This is a genomic window from Aeromonas sp. s3 (assembly GCF_040907805.1).
Lineage (GTDB): Bacteria > Pseudomonadota > Gammaproteobacteria > Enterobacterales > Aeromonadaceae > Aeromonas > Aeromonas dhakensis.
The window spans coordinates 172907-193495 of sequence record NZ_JBFOCQ010000017.1 but is presented as its reverse complement, the minus strand read 5'-3'; the positions used below and the strand labels follow the sequence as shown (position 1 = coordinate 193495).

Sequence of the window (20589 nt, the reverse complement as noted above, 5' to 3'; positions counted from 1 at the left end):
ATGGTCGTTAGAAAAAAAGATTTACAAGTTGACACTGTTTTCTCTATTGAAGTGCCGGAATATGGATATATTTTGGCTCAGTTGAGAGAAGATTGTTGTATGGATGTCTTCGACAACCTGAGAAAAAATAACTCATGGGAAGGTGAAGATCTCAGCGCTGCCCCCATCTTATTCACTATTGTGGTTGCGGCGCATAGGCTATTAAAACTATTCTCAATGCAAGTAACAAATATAGTTAAAGTCAACGACAGACCACAACCTTCAATGAGTTTGGCATTCAGTTCAGAGGTAAGACCGTCTACAGGATTACCTGGCCTAAGACTTGAAAAACATGGTAAAATATATGATCCAAATAATATTGAGATCATAGTTCCTTTATTGGATGCTGAAAAGCATCGCGACATTATCTACTCATTTGAGTATTTCGGGATGGTTGGGAAACCAGACGTTTTATTAGAGCGCATTAGCAACTATTATAAAACTGGAATCAACTGGGACAAGCAAAAATCAATATTATATCCAGAGTTAGCATTGCCTCCGAAGGGATATAAAAAAATCAATTACGATTACACTATAAATAAATGATTGTTTTTTGATACATTCTCAATTTCTCAAAAAAATCAATTAACTCCTTAGAAAAAAGCAAAATCCCTGACACCGGCATATTGCCGGTGTTTTTTTTACAGCCACTGAGGCGACACAGGGCTGGAAACTCAATGGCAACGGTCAGGCGGTGGCCGAGCGCAGCAAGCGCGGCCACGAGCGTCAGGCCCGGCTATTTGGTTATGACAGCGAGCTGAACCTCTGCGAGCTCTCCCATATTCTGCCCAGCGATGGGCAACCGTCATAGCCAGCAGGCGCAGGCCGAGCCCCTGCGCCGTTATGACGCTGCGGGCCGGGTCAGCCAGATAGAGCCCAATCAATACCGCTACGACAAGTGCGGACGGCTCAGTGAGAAGGTGGTATCACGCCCCGGTTTCCGGCCTCAGACCACGCTGTTTGAGTGGGATGGCTTTGACCGCCTGCAACGGGTCATTTTGCCCGATGGCAGCCGCTGGCGTTACCGTTACGACCCATTTGGTCGACGTATCGGCAAGGAGCGGGAGGGGCAGGCGAGCCAACTCACCGCGATAACCCGCGTCCACTATCGCTGGGACGGTGACCAGCTGGTGCAGCAACAAAGCTACCGGGCCGATGGCAACGCCGCCTGGCAGGTGCAGTGGGTGTATGAGCCGGGCAGCTTCAGGCCGCTGGCCCAGTGGGAGGCTAGTGAACAGGACGAGCGTCTGCACTATATCGTGACTGACGTAGCGGGCACTGCTAGAGAGCTGTGCAGTGAAGAGGGAAATATTGTCTGGCGGGGTGAGCAGCTGCTGTGGGGTAACCATCGCGCTGATGCGATACCACAACAGCTCAGACGTTTCCTGGGAGATGCGGCGAACGAAGAAATCTACTGCGAGCTGCGCTATCAGGGTCAGCTCTATGACCAAGAGACGGGTCTCTACTACAACCGTCATCGTTACTTTGACCCGGAGTTGGGGCAGTATATCTCATCAGACCCGATAGGATTTGCAGGAGGGCTGAGGCCACAAGGGTATGTGCAGAACCCGCTCACTTATATTGATCCGTTGGGATTGAGTGGATGTCCGGGCAAAGAAGAACAAGCTAAAGAGCCAATCCCGAGAGGTGATAATCCATATCAGACTCGAATTGACCCAAAGGTTCCAGGGCGACCAGACCCTGCGTACTCAATTGATACAGCAACATTTAGCTCAGGGGTTAAGACTGCAAACGGAGGTCTTCGAGATAATAAACAATTCTGGAAGCAGTGGGGTGATTTACAACCTGATTCATTGAGTAAAAGTAACGCATATAGAGTTAATGAGTTAGGGTTGTCTCCAAAAATAGATGATACTTGGATTAAAATGTTTCCTGAACATGCAAATTACAAAGGTGATACATTAATTCATCATCATGTTGACCAGGGGCGCTACGCAATACCGGTTCCAGGGAAAACGCATGTAGGAAGTGGTGGTATTTGGCATACGAAATAGAGAGGTTTTTATGCTGCTGGAATTATCAGAAATAGAATCTAAGCTATATGAGAAATTTTCTCCGTTTGGTGGGGAAATGGATGACTTGATCATGAAAAACGGAGGGGGCTCTGTTGATGATGTTATTGATTTAGAACAAAAGCTAAACATTAAGTTGCATGATAAATTTAAGAATTTTATTTTGAAATATGATTTAGGTAATTTTTCTCTTGGTAGCTTTATCTTCGGTGATGATGGTGATTATCTGGGGAAGATTTTTGAGTTAAATAATGAGAATGATCTAACTCAGTGGTGGGGGAAGGGACCGCGCCCTGAAAGTTTACTTCTTGTAACGTATAATGATCCTTATTCTATTTTGTTAGAACTAAGCAGTGGGAAGGTTTATGCGATTACTAGTGAGTCTGATTTGAATTATATGAAACAGGTATCATCTGATTTTTATCTCTTTTGTAGAGGTGTTGGAACCATGTTTTTAAATAAGGAAAATCCTATTGATGTGGAAAAATTAGTTGGAAGTGAAAATAAATCTTTTTGGTCTAGCTTGTAAATGATAACCGGAAGTGATCCAACGATCCTTTCGGATTTTATTTAAGGAAGGTGCGAATAAGTACTCAGTTAACAACGGGTTGAGAGTTTAGTCATTCAATATCAATGGGTTATGATGGCATGACTTCTTGTTAAGTGACTTGTTTGCACCTTCCCTAGTTTTAAAATGCATGTGGTTATATGCTTGCGACTTTTTATGTAGGTGTTTAAATGTCTTGAAAAACTCTTAAAAGGTTGATTTTGTATCTATGGAGTTTATAAAGGCTTATAAGTAGTAACGAAGGGGTTTGTTGTGATATCGTCTTGGAGTGTTTTGGCAATGAACCAATTGAAATTATCAATCTTGAGTGCTACGAGCTTGATGAGAAGTTCAAAGAAGAGGTTAGGTGCATTTATGAGAATCAATTAGATATATATCGAAGTGTGATTGCCGGCATTATTAAGTATGTGCGTAAGAAGTCTGATGACAATAACTTAAAGTTAATGAAAATATATACATCTCACGACGTTGAGAGAGAGTTCTGGCTGTTATTTAACTGGGGTGGGGACACAGAGCATGGCATTGGCGTGAGAATAAGAATCGATGGTGTTGTTATTTATGTCGAACCTGCGGAAATATCATTTATATAGCCTCATATATATAGATTGGTATGAAAGGTAACTAGCCCTAACTCTTACACGTTGACAAGGATGATTAACTTTATACGAGGCTTATCTTATCGTTTAGTAATTTAACCACCTGATAGACAAGGCGAATAGCCAGGGAAAGGCGCCGCATCAGCTTTATGCCCATCAGGTGGCTGCGTAGCATAACGGATTAGCCCGCAATACAGCAGTACCTCATCCGTCACTTTTCACTCTGCGAAGAATTTTCCCATGACACATCGAGTCTTATGGCTGGCACTTGCAGCCAGCATGCTTGCGGCCTGTTCTGCCACTGCGCCTCTCACTGACGCCGAGTTATCCCAAGCCGCACAGCAGGGGGATGGCAGCGCCCAATATGAGCTAGCCAAGCGACTGGCCAACCAACCCGATTACCCCAACGCCATGCATTGGATGCAACAGTCTGCTGAGCAATCAGGGCCCTTGGCCGCCGATCAGAAGATTCGGGCTAACGCTGCTTGGCAAGTCGGTGACTGGTATCAGGCTGGGCTCGGGGAGCCCAAAAATCCGGCGCTGGCCACTCAGTGGTGGCAGCGCTCTGCTCGCCTTGGCAACACCAATGCCAGCTATCGGCTAGGCCTGATGTGCCAGGAGCAGCATCAAGGCAAACTGGTGAGCGAATGCCTCGACTGGTTCGAGCACGCTGCCAAGCTGGATCATGCTGAAGCACAATTGGTACTGGCCCGGTGGTACAGCAAACAACTAGGGGCAGATACGGACGCCATCAAGTGGCTTGAACGGGCTGCAGAACTTGGTAACCGTGATGCCCAGTACCTGCTGGGTGAGCGCTACCAGCAAGGCCGAGGGGTCACCAAACGACCAGATCTCGCCCAACGCTGGAATGACAAGGCTGCCGCCCAGCAGCAACCGGACGCTTTGTTGTGGCAAGCCAAGCAGGTGGCACCTGCCAACGCTTTCGCAGCTTATCAACGAGCAGCTAGTGCAGGTTCCGCCGAAGCAGAACTCTGGCTTGGCAAGGCGTATCTGGCAGGGAAACAGGTTCCCACAGACCCAGCCTTGGGTCGCTATTGGCTGGAACTGGCAGCAAGTCACGGTTCCCATGAAGCCGAGTACCAACTGAGCTTGCAGCAGGTTGACCGAGAGCAGCAGATTGAGTGGTTAGCTCGGGCTGCCGAGGGGGGGGTAACCCAAGCGTGGTTTGAGCTGGCGGAGCTTCAGCATAAGCAAGGGGCTCTTGAGCAGGCCAGAGCCAGTTATGCCAAAGCAGCCCAACAAGGACACATTGCCGCGCAGTACACCTACGGTGAAATGCTGCGTCTTGGGCAAGGTGGCAAAGAGGATTACGCACTGGCTCTCAAGCAGTATCGCCTGGCTGCCCAGCAAGGTGACCGCATGGCTCAATACCGTATAGGAACACTGCGAGAGGAAGGCTTGGGGGCACCGCGTAACCGGGTACATGCCTATGCCTGGCTCTCATTGGCTGCTACCGAAGGGATGCCTGAAGCCGTGCGGGCCCGTGATGAACTGGAGGCCGTGATGACCAAGCCAGAAGTCAAACAAGCTCAGAAGCTGTCGGAGCATTGGTTTGGTAAGATGCCATTAACCGTCAGGAAAAGCTAAAAAAATGAACATAGAAGGAAGCGGCCATCTGGCCGCTTCCTTCTTATTTGGTCGGTAGATCTCCAGCCACGAGCTCAGCCCAAGCATCCATCATGGGTCGACGTTGATCCAGCAGATCGGTGCGGTGGTATGCAGCTTCTACCTTGTTTTGAACTGTGTGAGCTAATGCTCGTTCAGCGAGATCCCGCGCATAGCCTTGCTCGCTGCACCAGTCCCGAAAACTGGAACGAAAGCCGTGTGCCGTTGCCATTCGGCCAGGAGTACAACTCTCCGCTTTAGCTCTTCTCAGAAACATAGTCAGCACAGTGTCCGAGAGCGGTACCTGATCTCTGGGAGACGGGAATACCAACTCGTCATGCAATCCCCTTAACCCCATCAGGATCTCGATGGCCCGAAGAGATAACGGAACACAATGTTGTTGCTTAGCTTTCATACGCTTGGTAGGCAAGGTCCAGACCTTTGCCTCCAGATCTACTTCAGACCATTTCATCGCTCGGACCTCACCTGAGCGACAAGCTGTCAGGATCAAGAACTCCAGCATGGAACGCGTCACATCGAAGCGTTGTGCAGTTCTCAGATGCTGCTCAACAAAGGCATGGATATCACGCCAAGGCATTGCTGGTTGATGCTCTACTCGCACTGATTTGCTCGGTTGAGCCGGTAGTAAGTGACTCACCACATCCACCGGATTTGCAGAGGTATAGCCATGAGCCCATGCCCAAGCCATCACGGCGTGCAGTCGTTGCTTAACACGGCTTGCCGTTTCTGGGATCGTCAGCCAGATCGGCTGCAGGACTGAAGCAATATGAGCGGGGATAATCGCATCGATGTAGAAAGCCCCAATGGTGGGAAAGGCATATTGCTCCAATGTGGTAATCCATTGCTTGCCGTGCTTGGGGTTCTTCCAGCCAGGTAACAAGCTTTCGTAGACCAATCTGGCAGATGCTTCCAACGTCGGGATTTTCGGTTTGTTCTGCTCCTGCTGCCGGACCTCTAGCGGATCCAGATTATTCGCCAGCTGTTCCCGCATTGCCTGTGCGTCTCGAGCTGCATCAGCGATGGTGATCTCGGGGTAAGTCCCGAGGCCAGCATTCCGCCGTTTCTTTGTCAGTGGGCTGACATAGCGGAATACCCACTTGCCTCTACCCTTGGCGGTAGAAGGGTGTAGCGTCAAGCCTGTAACGCCACCGTGTGCAAGGGGTTTATCTTCCGGCTTGATGCTACGAGCTTTGGTATCGGTGAGGATCGCCATCAGGTAACCTCCTTGAGAATTGAATATGCCACACAGTATGCCACCAGGCATGCGCAGTGGTAATATGTGATTGGGATGAATTGGACAGCATTTGCGCCTAATACACTGATAGTAAAGGGCTTGATGGATGAGTGTGGCGTTGGTTGGACTTGATTACGGCGGGCACCTCCTCCGCCATCTTCAGAAAAGCCCCGGCAACCTGCTTGCCGGGGATTTTTGCTATGCGGATTTGACCATAGTTCGAGGGGGTCGTGATGCCCCCCTGCGCCTTTAACCGCGGATGGCCGCCGAGGGCTGGCAGCTTGCAAAGGCCGTGAGCGGGGGGCTCTCCAGAGTCAAAGCCTCCGCCTGATGCAGCATGCGGCTTATCAGGTCCACCATGATCTCCAGATCGAGCTTGTCCAGCCACTCACGAGCCCAGAGCAGGGTTGTGTGTTCATCCGTGCTGCTAAGCTGCAGCACCGGCCAATCGGCCATATTGGCCAGCGATGTTGCCTGAACGTTCCCCAGTGGAATGAACAGGGTAACCAGTTGATCCCGCTGCCGGACATGGAGGCTGAACGCGCCGACCGGGATGTCCAGTCCATCCCCATGCAGATACTCCTGTGGCAGGGAGAGATGGCGGCAGAGGGCAGATAGCAGGGCATTGAACATCATCGGGACTCCTGACTGGTGGTATCAAAAACGGACTCGGTGGGCGGCCAGAGATTGGCGATCGGGGGCTTGTCCGGTGTGCCGACCAGGCGAGCGCCGATGGTGGCAGCCCAAGGATCGATAACCTTGGCATTAGGGCCCCAGCTCTGGGGCTTGGAGAGTTCACTCCCTTCGGCCCGACCGATCACCACGAAGCAGTGGGTCTGGGAGTGCCCCTGAGCGCCACGATGAGCCAGTACTTCGATCCGCTGATCGCTGTTGTGGCGCAGCAACTCGGCCGCGGCCGAGTAGGCCAGGGTTGAACAGCAACCCGCTTTGGCTTCATCCACCGCCTTGGCGATGTTCTCCATGGTACGCAGTGAGATGGGCTGCTTGTGACGGGTTATCTGAATGGCGGCCATGTTGGCGCTGTTATTGGCGCGCTGATTGGCAGCCAGACGTTGTGGATCCTGTCCGAAGGCATTGAGCTTGCCAATGATCTTCTGGTACGACGGGTTACTCGGCTGCACGAAGGTCTGGGCATCGGTACAGGCATAGCTGCCCAACTTTTCCAGGCCCGCCATGCTCCGTTGCAATAACGCCTGTGCTCCGCCGCCGACCACGCGAGTGGTCTGTTGCTGGGGTCTGGCGATGGCACCCTGCTCCGCCAGCGCCTGTTTCAACTCGGTCAGACGAGCGCCACGGGCCGCCACCTCCTTGGGGTGATGTTGCTCCCAGTGCTGGATGGCGTCTTGTACCCGCTGCGCCCTGCCTGCATCCGGGGTGGTCTGCAGTTGGCGCAGCGCATGAATGACACTCTTCAGATCGCCGCTCTGAAAATGGCCGATGCCCCGCTGTACCGATTGCTCAAACAGTGTGTTCCCCCGAGCCAGCAGAGCATTGCCCTGGGATGATTGGGAAGAGACGGGAGCTTGCTGAACGGGTCCCCCGATGGCAGATAAGGCCATGCTGTTGTTCCTGAAATGGCTGACGAGTACGAATCATAACGAGTCATGGATGTGTGCTATATCAATCCGCGGTCGGGGATTTGTCAGTTTTTCGTGTCAGGGGGGGTTTGCGTTTACCACTGCGGACCTTCACTCTGGCGCCACTGCTCCAGCCAGCGCAGTACCTCGGCGGTCGCCTCTATCTGATCGGCGGGGATGTAATTATTGATCAGGGCATCACGATAGAGGGCACGGGCCAGCGGAATGCGCTGCAGCACCGGAATCCCCTCCTCCTCGGCAATTTTGCGCACCAACAGTGCCTGGGCATCGGTGAACTTGAGGGTGACCACCGGCAGCGGGGTCTCCCCCCGCTCATAGCGAATGCCGATGGCGATATGGGTCGGGTTGGCGACGATGACCGAGGAGCGCTTCACGTCGGCGCGCATGTTGCTCGATTGCAGCTCCTGGTGGAATTGGCGACGCTTGCTCTTGATCTCGGGGCTCCCCTCCATCTCCTTGTACTCCCGTTTGACCTCGTCCTTGCTCATCTTGAGTTGCTTGATGTGCTGATGGTGCTCGAAGGCATAGTCGGCGATGGCGATCACCACGAAACCCATGGCGCAGACCGCCATCAGCTGGCCCAGCATGCCCCCCAGCACAGGCGTGATGCAGCTCATGCCGCAGCCGGGCAGTTGCAGCATGGCCTGCAGGTTACCCTCTATGGTGACCCACACCAGCAGGCTCAAGAGGCTCACCTTGAGCAGCGATTTGACGAATTCCATCAGGCTCTTGATGGAGAAGATCTTCTTGGCCCCCTCTACCGGATTGATCTTCTTGATATCGGGTTTGATCGATTCGCCGCTCAGTAGAAAGCCGTACTGGGCGATGTGGGAGACGAGCACTACCAGCGCCGAAACCGCCAGAATGGGGATGCAGAGGTAGGCGAGCTCCTGCAACAGATTCTCAACCACGTGGTTGAGGGCCTGGCTGAAGGGAAGATTGAGGTGGGACTCCGGGATCAGCATCAGCTTGCCCAGATGCTCGAGGTAGTAATCGGACATCGCCATCAGCATGCCGACTAGGCTCAGGATGATGGTGGTGGAGACCACCTCCTTGCTCTTGACCACCTGCCCCTTGTTGCGGGCATCGCGCAATTTCTTGGCGGTGGGCTGTTCGGTCTTCTCGCTGCTCATCGTGGCTCCAGTATGGGGGCAAGCAGCCGGAGGGGATCCATCACCGCCAGCACCTGCCTATAGGCGTGATCCATCATCAGCTTGATGTAGATGACCAGCAGCAGGCTGGCGACGGCGCTTTTGATCGGCATCGCCAGTACGAAGACGTTGAGGGAGGGGGCGAAGCGGCTGATGAGAGCCAGCCCGAATTCGGCCAGAAACATGGCGATCAGGAGCGGCGCCGCCAGCAGGGCGCAGAGCAGCAACATCTGGCTGAACTGGCTGTAGAAGAAGCTCACCCAGAGATCGCCGATGGCGGGAAAGAAGCGGGTGACCGGCCAGCTGGCATAGCTCTGGAACAGGGCCGAGAGCAGGGCGAGAAAGGCACCTCCGGAGAAGAAGAGGGTGATCAGGGTCTGGGTCAGCAGCAGGCCGGTGGGGCTGGTCTGGCTGGCGAGACTCGGGTTGAAGAGCGAGGCCATGGCCGCACCGCGCTGGTTGTCTACCAGAAAGCCGCTTGCCTCAACGGCCCAGAAGGGGATGGCGGCGACAAAACCGATCAGCAGGCCGAGCAGAACCTCCTTGGCCACCAACAGGGCCAGATCGAGGGCATCGATGGTGGGGGGCAGGGTGTCGGCCACCATGGGATAGGCGAATAGTGCCAGCGAGCAGACCACGCCGTTGCGGATCATCGCCCCCCCCAGCATCTGCTTGCTGAGCACCGGCAGCATGACGAAGCAGCTGATAAAGCGTGGCAGCAGCAGGGTGTAGGCCAGCATCTGGCCCTGCAGACTCTCGAAGGTCATTGGATCTGCGGTACCTTGAGCAGCACCATGTCGGCAAAGCTGTAGAGCTCGTTGCCAAGCCAGGCGGTGGTGGCAAACAGGGTGATCACCACGGCGATGAGCTTGGCGACAAAGCCCAGCGTCTGCTCCTGGATCTGGGTCAGCGCCTGCAACAGCGAGACGAGGGTGCCCACCAGTGCGGCCACCAGCACGGGGGGCATCGAGAGGATCAGCACCAGCCAGAGGGTCTGGCTGGTGAAGTGAAGAATATCGGCGTGACTCATGACTAGCCTCCGTAACTGGTAACCAGTCCGTGGGTGAGACGGGCCCAGCCATCGAGCAGCACAAACAGCAGCAGTTTGAAGGGGAGCGAAATGGTCATGGGGGAGACCATCATCATCCCCATCGCCAGCAGAATGTTGGAGATGATGAGATCGATGGCGATAAAGGGCAGATAAATCAGAAACCCTATCTCGAAGGCTCTGCTCAGCTCGCTCACGGTAAAGGCGGGCAGCAGGATCAGCAGGCTGTCTGGCTCCAGCCGGTCGGCGTATTCGCTTGGCCAGAGCTGTTTGGTGCTGTCGATGAAGAAGGCATGCTCCCGCGGCTTGATCTGCTTTTTCAGAAAAGCGCGATAGGGGGCCATCCCCTCATCGAGAAACTTCTCCACCGATTCTGACTTGGTGAGCGATACCTCGTTCTGGCGCAGGTAATCCTGGGTGGCAAACCCGACCGGTGCCATCACATAGATGCTGAGGATGATGGCCAGCCCGTACATCGCCATGTTGGGGGGGATCTGCTGCACCCCGAGGGCGTTGCGCAGCAGCGAGAAGACCACCGCCAGCTTGACGAAGGAGGTGGCCATCACGGCGATAAAGGGGAGCAGGGCCAGCAGGGCCAAGCCGACGATGAGATTGAGCTCGTCCGGCAACTGGATCATGATTGCGACTCGCTCTTGAGGTGCTCGACCCGTACCCCGAGCCGTCCCTGGATTTCGACCAGTCGACCGCTGCCGAGCAGGTGACCATTGCTGATGATACGCACCTCGCCATCAATGGGGGCGCCGAGATCGACAAGGGAGCCCGGTTGCAGTGTGGTGAGGGTGTGCCAATCCAGCGTCTGGCGGCCCACTTCGAAGGTGACCTGAACGGGCAGGCCCTCCAGCTGGCTGGAGTCGAGGGCGTCATCGGGGGCGGCGTTGTGCATGGCAGTCAGTTCCAGATGTTGTGGATGGGGTTGGCAGTAGGCAAAGGGGCGTCCCTCGACGCAGACCAGTAGTTGCTGGCCGAGCAAGGGGCTCGGCGGCGGCAGCAGCACATCGCCACAGGCCAGCGTCTCGAGATCGGCGATGGCGACACGCATCGCCCCCCATTGCAAGGAGAGGGTGAGCGGCAGCGGCAACCGCTGTTGGATAGGCCGGGGAGGCAGTTTGCCAAGCAGTGGGCCGGGCTCGGCGAGCCAGAGGGCGAGGGTCGCCCCCGGGCGCTTGAGCAGGAGTTGCAGCGCAGGCTCGGCAGTTTCTTCACCGATAGCATGAGCGGCCAGCGCCGAGCAGGTGAGGCCGCCAAGGGGCTGCCCCAGCCGCTCGATCAGTGCCAGCTGCAGGGATTCGGGCAGGCTCAGCAGGGCCGCCTGCTGCAGATCCGGTGCCAGCCAGCGGGCCAGCTCGGCGCCATGGCACAGAAGTGGCACAGAGAGCCCCTGCCACTGCAGTTGCAAGCGGCAGTCGAGGCTGGCCGGCAGCGGCGCGATGGCGAGTCGGAGCTCGCCGCCGCTCCAGCTGTAGTGGTGGCGGCACTGGCTGAGCCGCTGCTGCAGGGTCAGCTCAGTCTGCGAGGCAAGGGTAAAGGCAATTGATGTCATGCGTCGGCATCCCACTCGTCATAGATGGATCGTTTCTGGCGCGATCCCTGTTCGCTGTCGCCTCGGGTGAAGAGATCGAAGGCGACCCGCTCGCCGGGGTAGAGGCGCTGCAGGCGATCGATGAGTTCACTGCGCCCCTGATTGAGCAGCAGCTGCCCCTGCTCGCTGGCGAGGATCTCCACCTGCAACGCCCCCTGATGGTGCTCGATGCGGATGGCGAGATCGCCGAGCGCAGGCAGGGTGAGCTGCAGCAGGGGAGGGCGATCCGGGCGACCCACTTCCAGCTGAATGTCTACCGCAAGCCGGCTCAGCAGCTGACCCAGCTCGTGGTAATCAGAACTGGGGGCAACTCGAGCCAGCAGCAGATCCCCCGGTGTCACTGTGAGGGGGGGCACCCGGATGACCGAGCCGACAAAGCTTCCCCCCTCAGGCGGTACTTCCTCGTCGCTGATGGGCGCACTCTCGAGCGGCTCCTCTTTTGGTTGTGTCGGCTCAACGCATCGCAGGGATGCGAGCTCGCCGCGCTCCGGCAGAGTGTCGCTCTCTGTCGGGGGCTGGCTTTCTACTTGTAGAGCCGGTGCGTGCACATAGGGTTGTTTCTGCGCGCCGGGTTCGGCTGCAACAGGGGACGTGGCATCGCTTGCGATATCGCGCGGCAACCTCGTCTCCTGAGCGTCCTCGCTCCCTTGTTGTGCAACCGGCGCCGTGTTGCCTGCCCCTGTTGATGGTGACGCGGCGGGCAGTGGTTGGGCTTCCTGCCGATCGCTTCCCTCTGGCTGGTCGGAGGGTTCCTTGGGTCGTGGGGCCTGGCGAGCTTGCCGCTTCTGCGCGAGTCTTCTCTCTTCGGTGGCGCCCTGGCGGCCGGCAAGATCGTCATCCGGTGTCGACCTGCGGCTCTCGTTCGGTTTGCCGAGCCGCTCCTGTGGGCCACTTGCCTTCTGCTGTGTGGAACCGAGGCGCAGGGCCTGCTCGAAGCGCTGCTGCTGCGCCTGATCGGCCTTGATGAGCTCCTGTCGCAGACTCAGCGGCTCGGAGGCGGCCATAGTGTCTGCACTGGGGGTGATGAGTCGGTTCATCTCTGGTCACATCCTGATCTGCTGGCGGAACTCTTCCTGTTCCTGCTCTTCGTTGTAGTCGCGCAGGGCTTGCCGGGCGGCCTGCTCCTGTCGGTGTAATTCGGAAAACTTCTCTAGCTGCTGGCGAGCGCGGTGCACCGCCAGTTGGCACGCCTGCAAGCGGGTGCGCTCCTCGGCCACCCGTTCGCCTTGCTCGGCCGCCATCTGCTCGAGGTGCGCCTCTTTTTCTCGCAGCAGAGCGACCTTCTGTTGCCACGCCTTGAGCCCCTTGCGATCGAGCTGCTCTTGCTGACAGAGGGCAAACAGGCGGTCCTCCTCGGCAAGGCGCCACAGGCGGTAGTCCAGGCTCTCCTGTTCGGCTTCCTGCTGACGGGCGTGGGCCTGTTGCAGCCGGGCCTGCTGGGCCGCGAGCTGCTGCTCGGCTCGTTCCTGCCGCAAGTGTTTGATTTTTTGCAGACGCCCGATCATCGGGTCAGTGCATCCAGGGTAGCGAGCGCGTCTGGCAGGGCGCTCGGCTCATGGGTTCCTTGTCTCAGCCACTGCCGGATCGCCTCGATACGGGCGATCGCCTCGTCGGCCACCTTGTCCTGCCCCTTCTGGTATTCGCCGATCTGCAACAGCAGCTCCACTTCTTCGTACTTGGCCAGCCAGCTGCGCAGGCGACCGGCCTGTGCCTGATGGTCTGGCGTTATGATCTGGTTCATCACCCGGCTGGCGGAGCGCAGCACGTCGATGGCCGGGTAGTGGTTGGCCGCCGCCAGCTTGCGCGAGAGGATGATGTGACCATCGAGGATGGAGCGGGTCTCATCGGCCACCGGCTCTGTCATGTCATCCCCCTCCACCAGCACGGTGTAGAGGGCGGTGATGGAGCCCTTGTCCGACTGACCGGCCCGCTCCATCAGGCGGGGCAGGGCGGCGAAGACGGACGGCGGGTAGCCTCGCCGGGTAGGCGGCTCGCCGGCGGCCAGACCAATCTCGCGCTGGGCGCGGGCGAAGCGGGTGACGGAGTCCATCAGCAGCAGCACCCGCTTGCCCTGATCCCGAAAATACTCGGCGATGGAGGTGGCGACAAAGCCGGCCTTGGCCCGCTCCATGGCGGGGCGATCCGAGGTGGCCACTACCAGCACGGCTTTCTTGAGACCCTCTTCCCCCAGATCCGCCTCGATAAATTCACGCACCTCCCGGCCCCGCTCACCGATCAGCGCCAGCACGGTGACATCCACCTCGGCGCTGCGAATAAGCGATGCCAGCAGGGTGCTCTTGCCACCACCGGCGGCGGCGAAGATCCCCATCCGCTGTCCCTCGCCGCAGGTGAGCAGTCCATCGATGGCGCGAATGCCCAGCGAAATTGGTTGTTCTATTCGCTTGCGACTCATGGGGGCAGGGGCATCCCGATAGACCGGATACCAGGCGGCGGGTTCCGGTAGCTGGCCGCCCGAGAAGGGGTTGCCAAGGCCATCCAGTACCTGGCCCAGCAGATGTTCGCCGACGCCGACCTGATGCATGGCACCAGTCGGGCTCACTTCGGTATTGGAAGAGATGCCAAACATCTCGCCCAGCGGGGTGAGCAGCGCCTGATGCTGGGCAAAACCGATCACCTCGGCCTGCAGGGAGAGGGTGTTGTCGGGGTTGCGCAGATGGCAGAGCTCGCCGATGCGCACTCCGGGCACCACGGCTTTGAGCAGGGTGCCGGTCACCTGGGTGACCCGGCCACGGATCTGGATAAGACGGCACTCGTCGATGGCATGACGTAATTGGCCGGAGATGTGGTCGAGGGAAAGGGTCATGAAACTGCACCAGTGGAAACGGTGGCCACTATAAGGAAACCCTGTCGTGCTGGATTTCAGCACGAGTCGGGACTTTTTAGAAAACGGTTGGGGTAGGCCTAAAAATTCACGGCTGATTTTGGCATAGGTGCAATGAGGCGGTTTTTATAATGCCACCCTCATCAAACCATTCATCACGGGAGTTTCCATGGCCACTATCCAGAGCAACCCCTACGTTACCGCTATCCAACCTGAAGGACGCGGGGAGGAGGCCTCTCGGCAACAACTTCCTCTGCCGGGAGGGTTGTTTCAGGGCGAGCGGGTCGTGCTGGCTTCTGCGTCTCAATCCCTGGCAGATGCCGCGGAAGAGCTCACCTTTGTCTTCTCCGAACGTTCAGAGATCTCGCTCGCCAAGCGCAAGCTGAGTGACAGCCATGCCCGTATCAGCGAGATTGAGGCACTGGTGGGCGACTATCTGGACAAGGTGCCCGAGCTCGAGCGCCAGCAGAAGATCAAGGAGATGGTAAGCCATCTCGGCAGCGGCAGGCTGGCCAATCTCTCTCAGCTGCTGGCTTATCTGGAAAGCTATTCCGGCGAAGTCAGTGAACAGTTTGAGGCGCTCTGTCAGGCCCGCAAGGCGCTGGCCGGGCGGCCCGAGATGCAGGGAACCCTCAATCTTATCGAGCAGGCGCTGGCCAAGCTGGCTGAGGAGCAAGGTGCCGCTATCGTGCTGGGTGCCCGCATTACCGGCCCGGCACAGGAGGCTGCCCGCGAGGGGTTAGGCCATGTGCAGGATCTGCGGGATCTCTATCGCGATGCGGTGCAGGACTATCGCTCCCTCTCCACCGCCTGGCGCGATATTCACAGCCGTTTTGGCAATGGTGCGCTGGAGAAGGTGACCGGCTTCATGATGAAGGCCCTCAGCGCCGATCTGGATAGCCAGCAACGTTGGCTCGATCCGGTCAAGCTGGAGCGGGTGATGAGCGACATGCACAAACTGCGGCTGCTCAATACCTTGTCGGCCCAGGTAGATGAGCTGTGGCAACGAGTGAAGGAGGGAACGGCCCATGGCATACGGGCCTTCTGATTTGATGGGCGATCTGATTGCACTGGTGGAAAAACGCTGGGCAACCGTCCGTGATGTGGAGCAGGTCGGGGTGGCGCTTGAACTGGATGAGGTCCAGACGCAGGTGTTGCTCTACCAGGAGCTCAAGCGATTGGTCCGGTTGCTGCCGGTGGAGCTCTTCAGTGAGGAAGAGCAGCGTCAGAACCTGTTGCAATGTTGTCAGGGGGCGCTCGATAACGCCATCGAGCGCGAAGAGGATGAGCTGTCTGGAGACCCGTCATGAACTGGATTGAACCCCAGCTGGTGCAATTTTGCCAGGATCTGGGGATTACCATCGGGGATAATCCCCATTCCCTAATCCAGCTTGAACTGGAGCAGAGCGGCACCCTGCAACTGGAACGTCATCAGGGGCAACTGACCCTCTGGTTGGCCCGCCGGGTGCCATGGCACCAGAGTGGCGACGCCATTCGCCGCGCCATGAGCCTCACCGCCGCGGCTCAGGCTCCCGTCCTGCCGGTTCGTTGCGGTTGGCTGGAAGAGGATCAGCTGATCCTGTTCGTCACTCTGGATGAGCGAAATGTCACCCTTCCTCTTCTGCACCAGGCGCTGCGCACCCTGACCCAGCTACAGCGTGAGGCTCTGGCGTCATGAGTCGTATTACTGCGGCCCATATCGGTATCGAGCAACTGAGTGCCATCCGGCTCGATGAGCAGGATCAGAGCCTGCCGGGGCGTTATGCCCTGTTGCCGGATGGCCAATCCATCGAACCCCATATCACCAGGCTTTATCCCGAGCGTCTGGCCGAGCGGGCGCTGCTGGAGTTCGCGGCGCCAGAGCGTGGCTTTCACGATCTGCGGCGGCCGCGGGATTTCAGTATGGCGATGCAGGGGTTGCGAGCCGTGCTAATGGAGGGGCAGACGGCCGAGCTAAAGGCGGCCGGATTACTGCTCGAGCGGATGCACGAGGATGAACAACTGATGCAGATGACCCTCCATCTGCTGCACAAGGTATGACCATGATTCTTTCGTCACAGCAGCAGGATCTGTTGCTGCTTACGGGCTGGCTGCACTTGCAGTACGGCCACGCCGATCGTGCGACCACGCTGCTGGCCGCCCTGTTGCAGCTCTACCCGGCACATCAGGCCGGACGACGCATGCTGCTGGTGTCACTGCTCAAGCTGGGCCGTGGCGAGGAGGCGCTGGCGCACGTGGAACAGCTGGTGGCTGAAGGCGAGGCGGATGGGGCCTTGTGGCTCTGTCGCAGCCGTGCCTGCCAGTTGGCAGGAAGACTGGATGAAGCCCGCTTCGCCTATCAACACTATCTCGAACTGGAAGAGCAGAATGAACCCACGCTCTCTTGAGCTGCTGCGCCGGATAGGCGAGCGCAAGGACATCATGCTGGCGGTACTGCTGCTGGCCATCGTCTTCATGATGGTATTGCCACTGCCGCCGGTGGCGCTGGATATCCTGATCGCCATCAACATGACCATCTCGGTAGTACTGCTGATGATGGCGGTCTACATCAATTCGCCGCTGCAATTCTCCGCCTTTCCCGCCGTGCTGCTGATCACCACCCTGTTCCGGTTGGCCCTGTCGGTGAGCACCACCCGGATGATCCTGCTGCAGGCCGATGCCGGGCAGATCGTCTACACCTTCGGCAACTTCGTGGTGGGGGGCAATCTGGTGGTGGGGATCGTCATCTTCCTCATCATCACCATCGTGCAGTTCCTGGTGATCACCAAGGGCTCGGAGCGGGTGGCGGAAGTCAGCGCCCGCTTCTCTCTCGATGCCATGCCTGGCAAGCAGATGAGTATCGATGGCGACATGCGTGCTGGCGTAATCGATGTTCATGAGGCGCGGGAGCGGCGTAGCACCATCGAGAAAGAAAGCCAGATGTTCGGCTCCATGGATGGTGCCATGAAGTTCGTGAAGGGGGACGCCATCGCGGGCCTCATCATCATCTTCGTCAACATCCTCGGCGGGGTCACCATAGGGGTGACCCAGAAGGGGCTGGCGGCCGCCGAGGCATTGCAGCTCTACTCCATCCTGACGGTGGGGGATGGCATGGTCTCCCAGGTGCCGGCGCTGCTGATCGCCATTACGGCGGGCATTATCGTCACCAGGGTCTCTTCCGAAGAGTCTGCCGATCTCGGTTCCGATATCGGTGCCCAGGTGGTGGCCCAGCCCAAGGCGATGCTGATTGGCGGCGTACTGCTGGTGTTGTTCGGGTTGATCCCGGGTTTCCCCATGATCACCTTCTTTACTTTGGCCGCAGTGGTCACGGCAGGCGGCTACTTTATCGGCGTGCGCCAGCACAAGGCGCTGAGCAACAACAGCCAGGATCTCCCTGCCGTGTTGGCGCAGGGGGCCGGGGCGCCCGCTGCCCGTAGCAAGCCCAAGGCCGGCAGCAAACCCCGCGGCAAGCTTGCTGAAAAGGAGGAGTTCGCCATGACGGTGCCCCTTCTGATCGATGTGGATGCCGCCCTGCAGGCCGAGCTGGAAGCCATCGCGCTCAACGATGAACTGGTACGGGTGCGGCGGGCGCTGTATCTCGACCTCGGGGTGCCCTTTCCGGGTATTCATCTGCGTTTCAATGAAGGCATGGGGCAGGGTGAGTACCTGATCCAGTTGCAGGAGGTGCCGGTGGCTCGCGGTCTGCTGCGGCCTGGCCATCTGCTGGTGCAGGAGAATGCCTCCCAGCTCGATCTGTTGGGGGTTCCCTATGAAGAGGGCGCACCTCTGCTGCCCGGACAACAGACCCTGTGGATTGCAAGGGAGCATCAGGCGCGGCTTGAGAAAACACGGCTGGCTTCGTTGACCCCCGATCAGGTGGTGACCTGGCATCTTTCCCATGTATTGCGCGAGTATGCCGAAGATTTCATCGGCATTCAGGAGACCCGCTATCTGCTGGAGCAGATGGAGGGCAGCTATGGGGAACTGGTGAAGGAGGCTCAGCGGATCATTCCGTTGCAGCGCATGACCGAAATCCTGCAGCGGCTGGTGGGGGAGGACATCTCCATCCGCAACATGCGAGCCATCCTGGAAGCCATGGTGGAGTGGGGTCAGAAGGAGAAGGATGTGGTGCAGCTCACCGAGTACATCCGCAGCAGTCTCAAGCGCTACATCTGCTACAAGTACGCCAACGGCAACAACATACTGCCTGCGTATCTGCTCGATCAGCAGGTGGAAGAGCAGATACGCGGTGGCATTCGCCAGACCAGTGCCGGTAGTTATTTGGCGCTCGATCCCACCATTACTCAAGGCTTTCTCGATCAGGTTCGCCATACGGTGGGAGATTTGACGCAGATGCAGAACAAGCCGGTGCTCATCGTCTCCATGGATATCCGCCGCTATGTGCGCAAGCTCATTGAGGGGGATTACCATACCCTGCCGGTGCTCTCCTATCAGGAGTTGACCCAGCAGATCAATATTCAGCCGCTGGGAAGGGTCTGCCTGTGAGTGTCGAGCGGCCGACCTGCGAGCCCCTGATCCCCTGGTTGCAGGCCAGGGGGCTGGAGGTGGCGCCCTACTATCTCGGCAATACCCCAGTCCAGCTTGGTCACGGTTTTTGGTACCGCAGTGTCTATCTCGCCTGGCGGGTCGATCCCGCAACCCGACGGGTGTGGATACTGTTGGTACGCCGCCACGGTGAGCGGCCCGGGCTGGCCAACCCCTTCGCCGCCCTCTATCTGCTGGCTGAAGCCACTCTGGCAGTGCTCGGACCGGGCCATTTTCTCTACGGCAACGTCGATGTCTTTCGCGGCAGCTCCCTGAGCGGCGAACGACTCAGCCGCTTCTACTTGCGCTGGACCGGCGCCAGCGAACCCGAGCCGGGCTGGTTCATGTTGGCGGCCGAGCGCGTCTGTTCACTGCGAGATATGCGAAAACGACAAAAGGGCGGCCTTGCGTGACAGGCATGCCCAAAAGGGCCTCATAGAATAGGAGCCAAGATGAAACAACCGCGTTATGCCCACCATAGCGAAACCGTCGCCCAGGCGGAGCAGGCCATTGCAGACAATGATCACCGTCATGCCCTGTTGCAGGAGATGCTGGCCGGACTGGATCTGTCAGAGCAGACCTGTCAACTGCTGTTCGATGCACCGACCGAACAGGTGGCAGTGGCCGAACAAGAGATGCTGGCGGAGATCCAGCGCCGGCAGGCGTTATCTCCATCCCAGCCGGGAGAGTCCCGCAAGAGCCGTCGCCCTACCATGATGCGCGGACTGATGATTTAAGGAGTCGTGATGAGCACTATCCCTGATTACAACACCAACCCCGGCGGGTTCGTCGGCTGGCTCGACGGGCAATCGCTCGACCAGTTGCCGGGCAATAAAAATCCCAAACTGGCCGAGTTGCTCACCTTGCTCGACGGCAAGATCACCCTCAGCGCCGACCAACCGACACTGCTGACCAAGGCACAGCTTGAGAAGTTGTTGGCCGCCTATCTGACCAATCCTGACGCCATTCATGGGGGCTGGGCCACAGGCCAGTTCCAGGCAGGCCAAGAGGCGGCAATTGATGCCATCAAAGGCATGATCGAGCGGGGGAAGAATCAGACTCCGCCGAAGACACAGTGGAGCGTATCTGAATTCATGCTGCTATCTCTCAGCGCGTTGACCATGGATCGTCTGGATGACGACATCATCACCACCTTTACCGGAGTGATGGCGTTTCAGGACAACAAGCGCAAGGTGCTCAGTGACGAGCTCAAGGGGATGACCGCCGAGCTGAAGATTTATGGGGTGATCCAGTCGGAGATCAACAAGGCGCTCTCTGCAAAATCTGACCAGACCTTCAAGACCGACTTCAACCTGATGGATTACAAGCTCTATGGCTATGGCTCGGAGGCTCAATTCAAGCTGGGGGCTGAGTTCAAGTTGCTTGCGCAAATGCAAGATAGTGCCGGCAAGGTGACGGTGAAGGCATTTCTTGAAAGCGACAAGAAGCAGAGCGGAGCCATGAGTGGTATAGAGGCCGAGTATGCCTATAACAAGGACAACAACAAGCTTGGCAACTTCTCCACCAGCGTGAGTGACCGCTCGCGGCCGCTCAACGATCAGGTCAGTGAAAAAACCACCCGCCTCAACGACGTCAGCTCGCGCTACAACGCCGCCATCGAGGCACTCAACCGCTTTATCCAGAAATACGACAGCATCATGCGCGACATTCTTGGCGCCATTTGAGGA

General features: G+C 57.6%; 24 protein-coding genes. 13 read left to right on the top strand and 11 right to left on the bottom strand.

The features are described 5' to 3' along the window. The 4 genes from AB5Y98_RS09675 (at position 1) to AB5Y98_RS09660 (ending at position 4844) form a co-directional block, all read left to right on the top strand. Complete coding sequence (locus tag AB5Y98_RS09675; RefSeq protein WP_336291794.1) at positions 1-585, top strand: hypothetical protein; 585 nt, start codon at positions 1-3, stop codon at positions 583-585. Positions 586-833: 248 nt separating this feature from the next. Continuing rightward, positions 834-2054, top strand: a complete 1221-nt coding sequence (locus tag AB5Y98_RS09670) for an RHS repeat-associated core domain-containing protein (RefSeq protein WP_368231813.1) — start codon at positions 834-836, stop codon at positions 2052-2054. Between the two features lie 10 nt (positions 2055-2064). After that, positions 2065-2601: an SMI1/KNR4 family protein gene (locus AB5Y98_RS09665; protein WP_336291792.1), complete on the top strand. Its 537-nt coding sequence runs from the start codon at positions 2065-2067 to the stop codon at positions 2599-2601. Between the two features lie 875 nt (positions 2602-3476). Further along, positions 3477-4844 (top strand): tetratricopeptide repeat protein, encoded by a 1368-nt coding sequence (locus AB5Y98_RS09660; RefSeq protein WP_368231812.1) that lies wholly within the window; start codon positions 3477-3479, stop codon positions 4842-4844. 43 nt (positions 4845-4887) lie between these two features. On the opposite strand, the gene AB5Y98_RS09655 is transcribed toward AB5Y98_RS09660, so the two are convergent. From AB5Y98_RS09655 to ascN, 11 genes are all read right to left on the bottom strand, one after another. Further along, positions 4888-6096 (bottom strand): tyrosine-type recombinase/integrase, encoded by a 1209-nt coding sequence (locus AB5Y98_RS09655; protein WP_368231811.1) that lies wholly within the window; start codon positions 6094-6096, stop codon positions 4888-4890. A 270-nt stretch (positions 6097-6366) separates the two neighbouring features. Further along, entirely contained in the window at positions 6367-6753 is a 387-nt protein-coding gene (locus AB5Y98_RS09650; protein ID WP_017783036.1) for a hypothetical protein, read from the bottom strand. After that, the gene (locus tag AB5Y98_RS09645; RefSeq protein ID WP_368231810.1) at positions 6750-7697 is read right to left on the bottom strand and encodes a hypothetical protein; all 948 of its coding nucleotides are present in this window, start codon (positions 7695-7697) and stop codon (positions 6750-6752) included. Before AB5Y98_RS09645 ends, AB5Y98_RS09650 begins: the two co-directional genes overlap by 4 nt. A 113-nt stretch (positions 7698-7810) precedes the next feature. Beyond that, the gene (gene sctU / locus AB5Y98_RS09640) at positions 7811-8869 is read right to left on the bottom strand and encodes a type III secretion system export apparatus subunit SctU (RefSeq protein WP_368231809.1); all 1059 of its coding nucleotides are present in this window, start codon (positions 8867-8869) and stop codon (positions 7811-7813) included. After that, on the bottom strand, positions 8866-9654 hold the full coding sequence (sctT, locus tag AB5Y98_RS09635) for a type III secretion system export apparatus subunit SctT (RefSeq protein ID WP_099359102.1): 789 nt from the start codon (positions 9652-9654) through the stop codon (positions 8866-8868). The genes sctU and sctT overlap by 4 nt, the downstream gene beginning before the upstream one ends. Next, on the bottom strand, positions 9651-9917 hold the full coding sequence (gene ascS / locus AB5Y98_RS09630; protein ID WP_033113185.1) for a SctS family type III secretion system export apparatus subunit AscS: 267 nt from the start codon (positions 9915-9917) through the stop codon (positions 9651-9653). The genes sctT and ascS overlap by 4 nt, the downstream gene beginning before the upstream one ends. Before the next feature lie 2 nt (positions 9918-9919). Then, complete coding sequence (ascR, locus tag AB5Y98_RS09625) at positions 9920-10573, bottom strand: SctR family type III secretion system export apparatus subunit AscR (protein WP_005302476.1); 654 nt, start codon at positions 10571-10573, stop codon at positions 9920-9922. Beyond that, the gene (sctQ, locus tag AB5Y98_RS09620) at positions 10570-11496 is read right to left on the bottom strand and encodes a type III secretion system cytoplasmic ring protein SctQ (protein WP_368231808.1); all 927 of its coding nucleotides are present in this window, start codon (positions 11494-11496) and stop codon (positions 10570-10572) included. The genes ascR and sctQ overlap by 4 nt, the downstream gene beginning before the upstream one ends. Next, the gene (locus tag AB5Y98_RS09615; protein WP_368231807.1) at positions 11493-12572 is read right to left on the bottom strand and encodes a type III secretion system needle length determinant; all 1080 of its coding nucleotides are present in this window, start codon (positions 12570-12572) and stop codon (positions 11493-11495) included. The genes sctQ and AB5Y98_RS09615 overlap by 4 nt, the downstream gene beginning before the upstream one ends. Positions 12573-12578: 6 nt before the next feature. Then, a complete protein-coding gene (locus tag AB5Y98_RS09610; RefSeq protein WP_368231806.1) occupies positions 12579-13040 on the bottom strand; it encodes a YscO family type III secretion system apparatus protein in 462 nt (153 codons plus the stop codon). Beyond that, positions 13037-14359: a SctN family type III secretion system ATPase AscN gene (ascN, locus tag AB5Y98_RS09605; RefSeq protein WP_017784910.1), complete on the bottom strand. Its 1323-nt coding sequence runs from the start codon at positions 14357-14359 to the stop codon at positions 13037-13039. Before ascN ends, AB5Y98_RS09610 begins: the two co-directional genes overlap by 4 nt. Positions 14360-14546: 187 nt before the next feature. Between ascN and sctW the strand changes: the two genes are divergently transcribed. Genes sctW through AB5Y98_RS09560 form a run of 9 tightly spaced genes read left to right on the top strand, consistent with a single transcriptional unit; the run spans position 14547 to position 20586 of the window. After that, the gene (sctW, locus tag AB5Y98_RS09600; protein ID WP_368231805.1) at positions 14547-15425 is read left to right on the top strand and encodes a type III secretion system gatekeeper subunit SctW; all 879 of its coding nucleotides are present in this window, start codon (positions 14547-14549) and stop codon (positions 15423-15425) included. Beyond that, complete coding sequence (locus tag AB5Y98_RS09595) at positions 15406-15687, top strand: TyeA family type III secretion system gatekeeper subunit (RefSeq protein ID WP_005302458.1); 282 nt, start codon at positions 15406-15408, stop codon at positions 15685-15687. Before sctW ends, AB5Y98_RS09595 begins: the two co-directional genes overlap by 20 nt. Then, positions 15684-16055: a SycN family type III secretion system chaperone Acr2 gene (gene acr2, locus AB5Y98_RS09590; RefSeq protein ID WP_336290924.1), complete on the top strand. Its 372-nt coding sequence runs from the start codon at positions 15684-15686 to the stop codon at positions 16053-16055. The genes AB5Y98_RS09595 and acr2 overlap by 4 nt, the downstream gene beginning before the upstream one ends. Further along, complete coding sequence (ascX, locus tag AB5Y98_RS09585; protein WP_005347926.1) at positions 16052-16417, top strand: type III secretion system protein AscX; 366 nt, start codon at positions 16052-16054, stop codon at positions 16415-16417. Before acr2 ends, ascX begins: the two co-directional genes overlap by 4 nt. 2 nt (positions 16418-16419) lie before the next feature. Beyond that, complete coding sequence (gene ascY, locus AB5Y98_RS09580; protein WP_005347936.1) at positions 16420-16764, top strand: type III secretion system chaperone AscY; 345 nt, start codon at positions 16420-16422, stop codon at positions 16762-16764. Then, entirely contained in the window at positions 16697-18862 is a 2166-nt protein-coding gene (gene ascV / locus AB5Y98_RS09575; RefSeq protein WP_368231804.1) for a SctV family type III secretion system export apparatus subunit AscV, read from the top strand. The genes ascY and ascV overlap by 68 nt, the downstream gene beginning before the upstream one ends. Further along, a complete protein-coding gene (locus AB5Y98_RS09570; protein ID WP_368231803.1) occupies positions 18859-19314 on the top strand; it encodes an LcrR family type III secretion system chaperone in 456 nt (151 codons plus the stop codon). The genes ascV and AB5Y98_RS09570 overlap by 4 nt, the downstream gene beginning before the upstream one ends. Before the next feature lie 39 nt (positions 19315-19353). After that, a complete protein-coding gene (locus AB5Y98_RS09565; RefSeq protein WP_005302440.1) occupies positions 19354-19638 on the top strand; it encodes a hypothetical protein in 285 nt (94 codons plus the stop codon). A gap of 9 nt (positions 19639-19647) precedes the next feature. After that, positions 19648-20586 (top strand): virulence-associated V antigen, encoded by a 939-nt coding sequence (locus AB5Y98_RS09560; RefSeq protein ID WP_054544589.1) that lies wholly within the window; start codon positions 19648-19650, stop codon positions 20584-20586. Positions 20587-20589 lie beyond the last annotated feature (3 nt).

What these genes read in the sequence shown, in the direction of transcription:
- AB5Y98_RS09650 (WP_017783036.1), bottom strand. Translation starts at nt 6,753, where the DNA reads ATGATGTTCAATGCCCTGCTATCTGCCCTCTGCCGCCATCTCTCCCTG.
- AB5Y98_RS09565 (WP_005302440.1), top strand. Translation starts at nt 19,354, where the DNA reads ATGAAACAACCGCGTTATGCCCACCATAGCGAAACCGTCGCCCAGGCG.
- AB5Y98_RS09665 (WP_336291792.1), top strand. Translation starts at nt 2,065, where the DNA reads ATGCTGCTGGAATTATCAGAAATAGAATCTAAGCTATATGAGAAATTT.
- ascV (WP_368231804.1), top strand. Translation starts at nt 16,697, where the DNA reads ATGAAGCCCGCTTCGCCTATCAACACTATCTCGAACTGGAAGAGCAGA.
- sctU (WP_368231809.1), bottom strand. Translation starts at nt 8,869, where the DNA reads ATGAGCAGCGAGAAGACCGAACAGCCCACCGCCAAGAAATTGCGCGAT.
- acr2 (WP_336290924.1), top strand. Translation starts at nt 15,684, where the DNA reads ATGAACTGGATTGAACCCCAGCTGGTGCAATTTTGCCAGGATCTGGGG.
- ascR (WP_005302476.1), bottom strand. Translation starts at nt 10,573, where the DNA reads ATGATCCAGTTGCCGGACGAGCTCAATCTCATCGTCGGCTTGGCCCTG.
- AB5Y98_RS09645 (WP_368231810.1), bottom strand. Translation starts at nt 7,697, where the DNA reads ATGGCCTTATCTGCCATCGGGGGACCCGTTCAGCAAGCTCCCGTCTCT.
- sctQ (WP_368231808.1), bottom strand. Translation starts at nt 11,496, where the DNA reads ATGACATCAATTGCCTTTACCCTTGCCTCGCAGACTGAGCTGACCCTG.
- ascS (WP_033113185.1), bottom strand. Translation starts at nt 9,917, where the DNA reads ATGAGTCACGCCGATATTCTTCACTTCACCAGCCAGACCCTCTGGCTG.
- AB5Y98_RS09560 (WP_054544589.1), top strand. Translation starts at nt 19,648, where the DNA reads ATGAGCACTATCCCTGATTACAACACCAACCCCGGCGGGTTCGTCGGC.
- AB5Y98_RS09660 (WP_368231812.1), top strand. Translation starts at nt 3,477, where the DNA reads ATGACACATCGAGTCTTATGGCTGGCACTTGCAGCCAGCATGCTTGCG.
- AB5Y98_RS09610 (WP_368231806.1), bottom strand. Translation starts at nt 13,040, where the DNA reads ATGATCGGGCGTCTGCAAAAAATCAAACACTTGCGGCAGGAACGAGCC.
- ascY (WP_005347936.1), top strand. Translation starts at nt 16,420, where the DNA reads ATGATTCTTTCGTCACAGCAGCAGGATCTGTTGCTGCTTACGGGCTGG.
- ascX (WP_005347926.1), top strand. Translation starts at nt 16,052, where the DNA reads ATGAGTCGTATTACTGCGGCCCATATCGGTATCGAGCAACTGAGTGCC.
- sctW (WP_368231805.1), top strand. Translation starts at nt 14,547, where the DNA reads ATGGCCACTATCCAGAGCAACCCCTACGTTACCGCTATCCAACCTGAA.
- ascN (WP_017784910.1), bottom strand. Translation starts at nt 14,359, where the DNA reads ATGACCCTTTCCCTCGACCACATCTCCGGCCAATTACGTCATGCCATC.
- AB5Y98_RS09595 (WP_005302458.1), top strand. Translation starts at nt 15,406, where the DNA reads ATGGCATACGGGCCTTCTGATTTGATGGGCGATCTGATTGCACTGGTG.
- AB5Y98_RS09655 (WP_368231811.1), bottom strand. Translation starts at nt 6,096, where the DNA reads ATGGCGATCCTCACCGATACCAAAGCTCGTAGCATCAAGCCGGAAGAT.
- AB5Y98_RS09670 (WP_368231813.1), top strand. Translation starts at nt 834, where the DNA reads ATGGGCAACCGTCATAGCCAGCAGGCGCAGGCCGAGCCCCTGCGCCGT.
- AB5Y98_RS09675 (WP_336291794.1), top strand. Translation starts at nt 1, where the DNA reads ATGGTCGTTAGAAAAAAAGATTTACAAGTTGACACTGTTTTCTCTATT.
- AB5Y98_RS09615 (WP_368231807.1), bottom strand. Translation starts at nt 12,572, where the DNA reads ATGAACCGACTCATCACCCCCAGTGCAGACACTATGGCCGCCTCCGAG.
- sctT (WP_099359102.1), bottom strand. Translation starts at nt 9,654, where the DNA reads ATGACCTTCGAGAGTCTGCAGGGCCAGATGCTGGCCTACACCCTGCTG.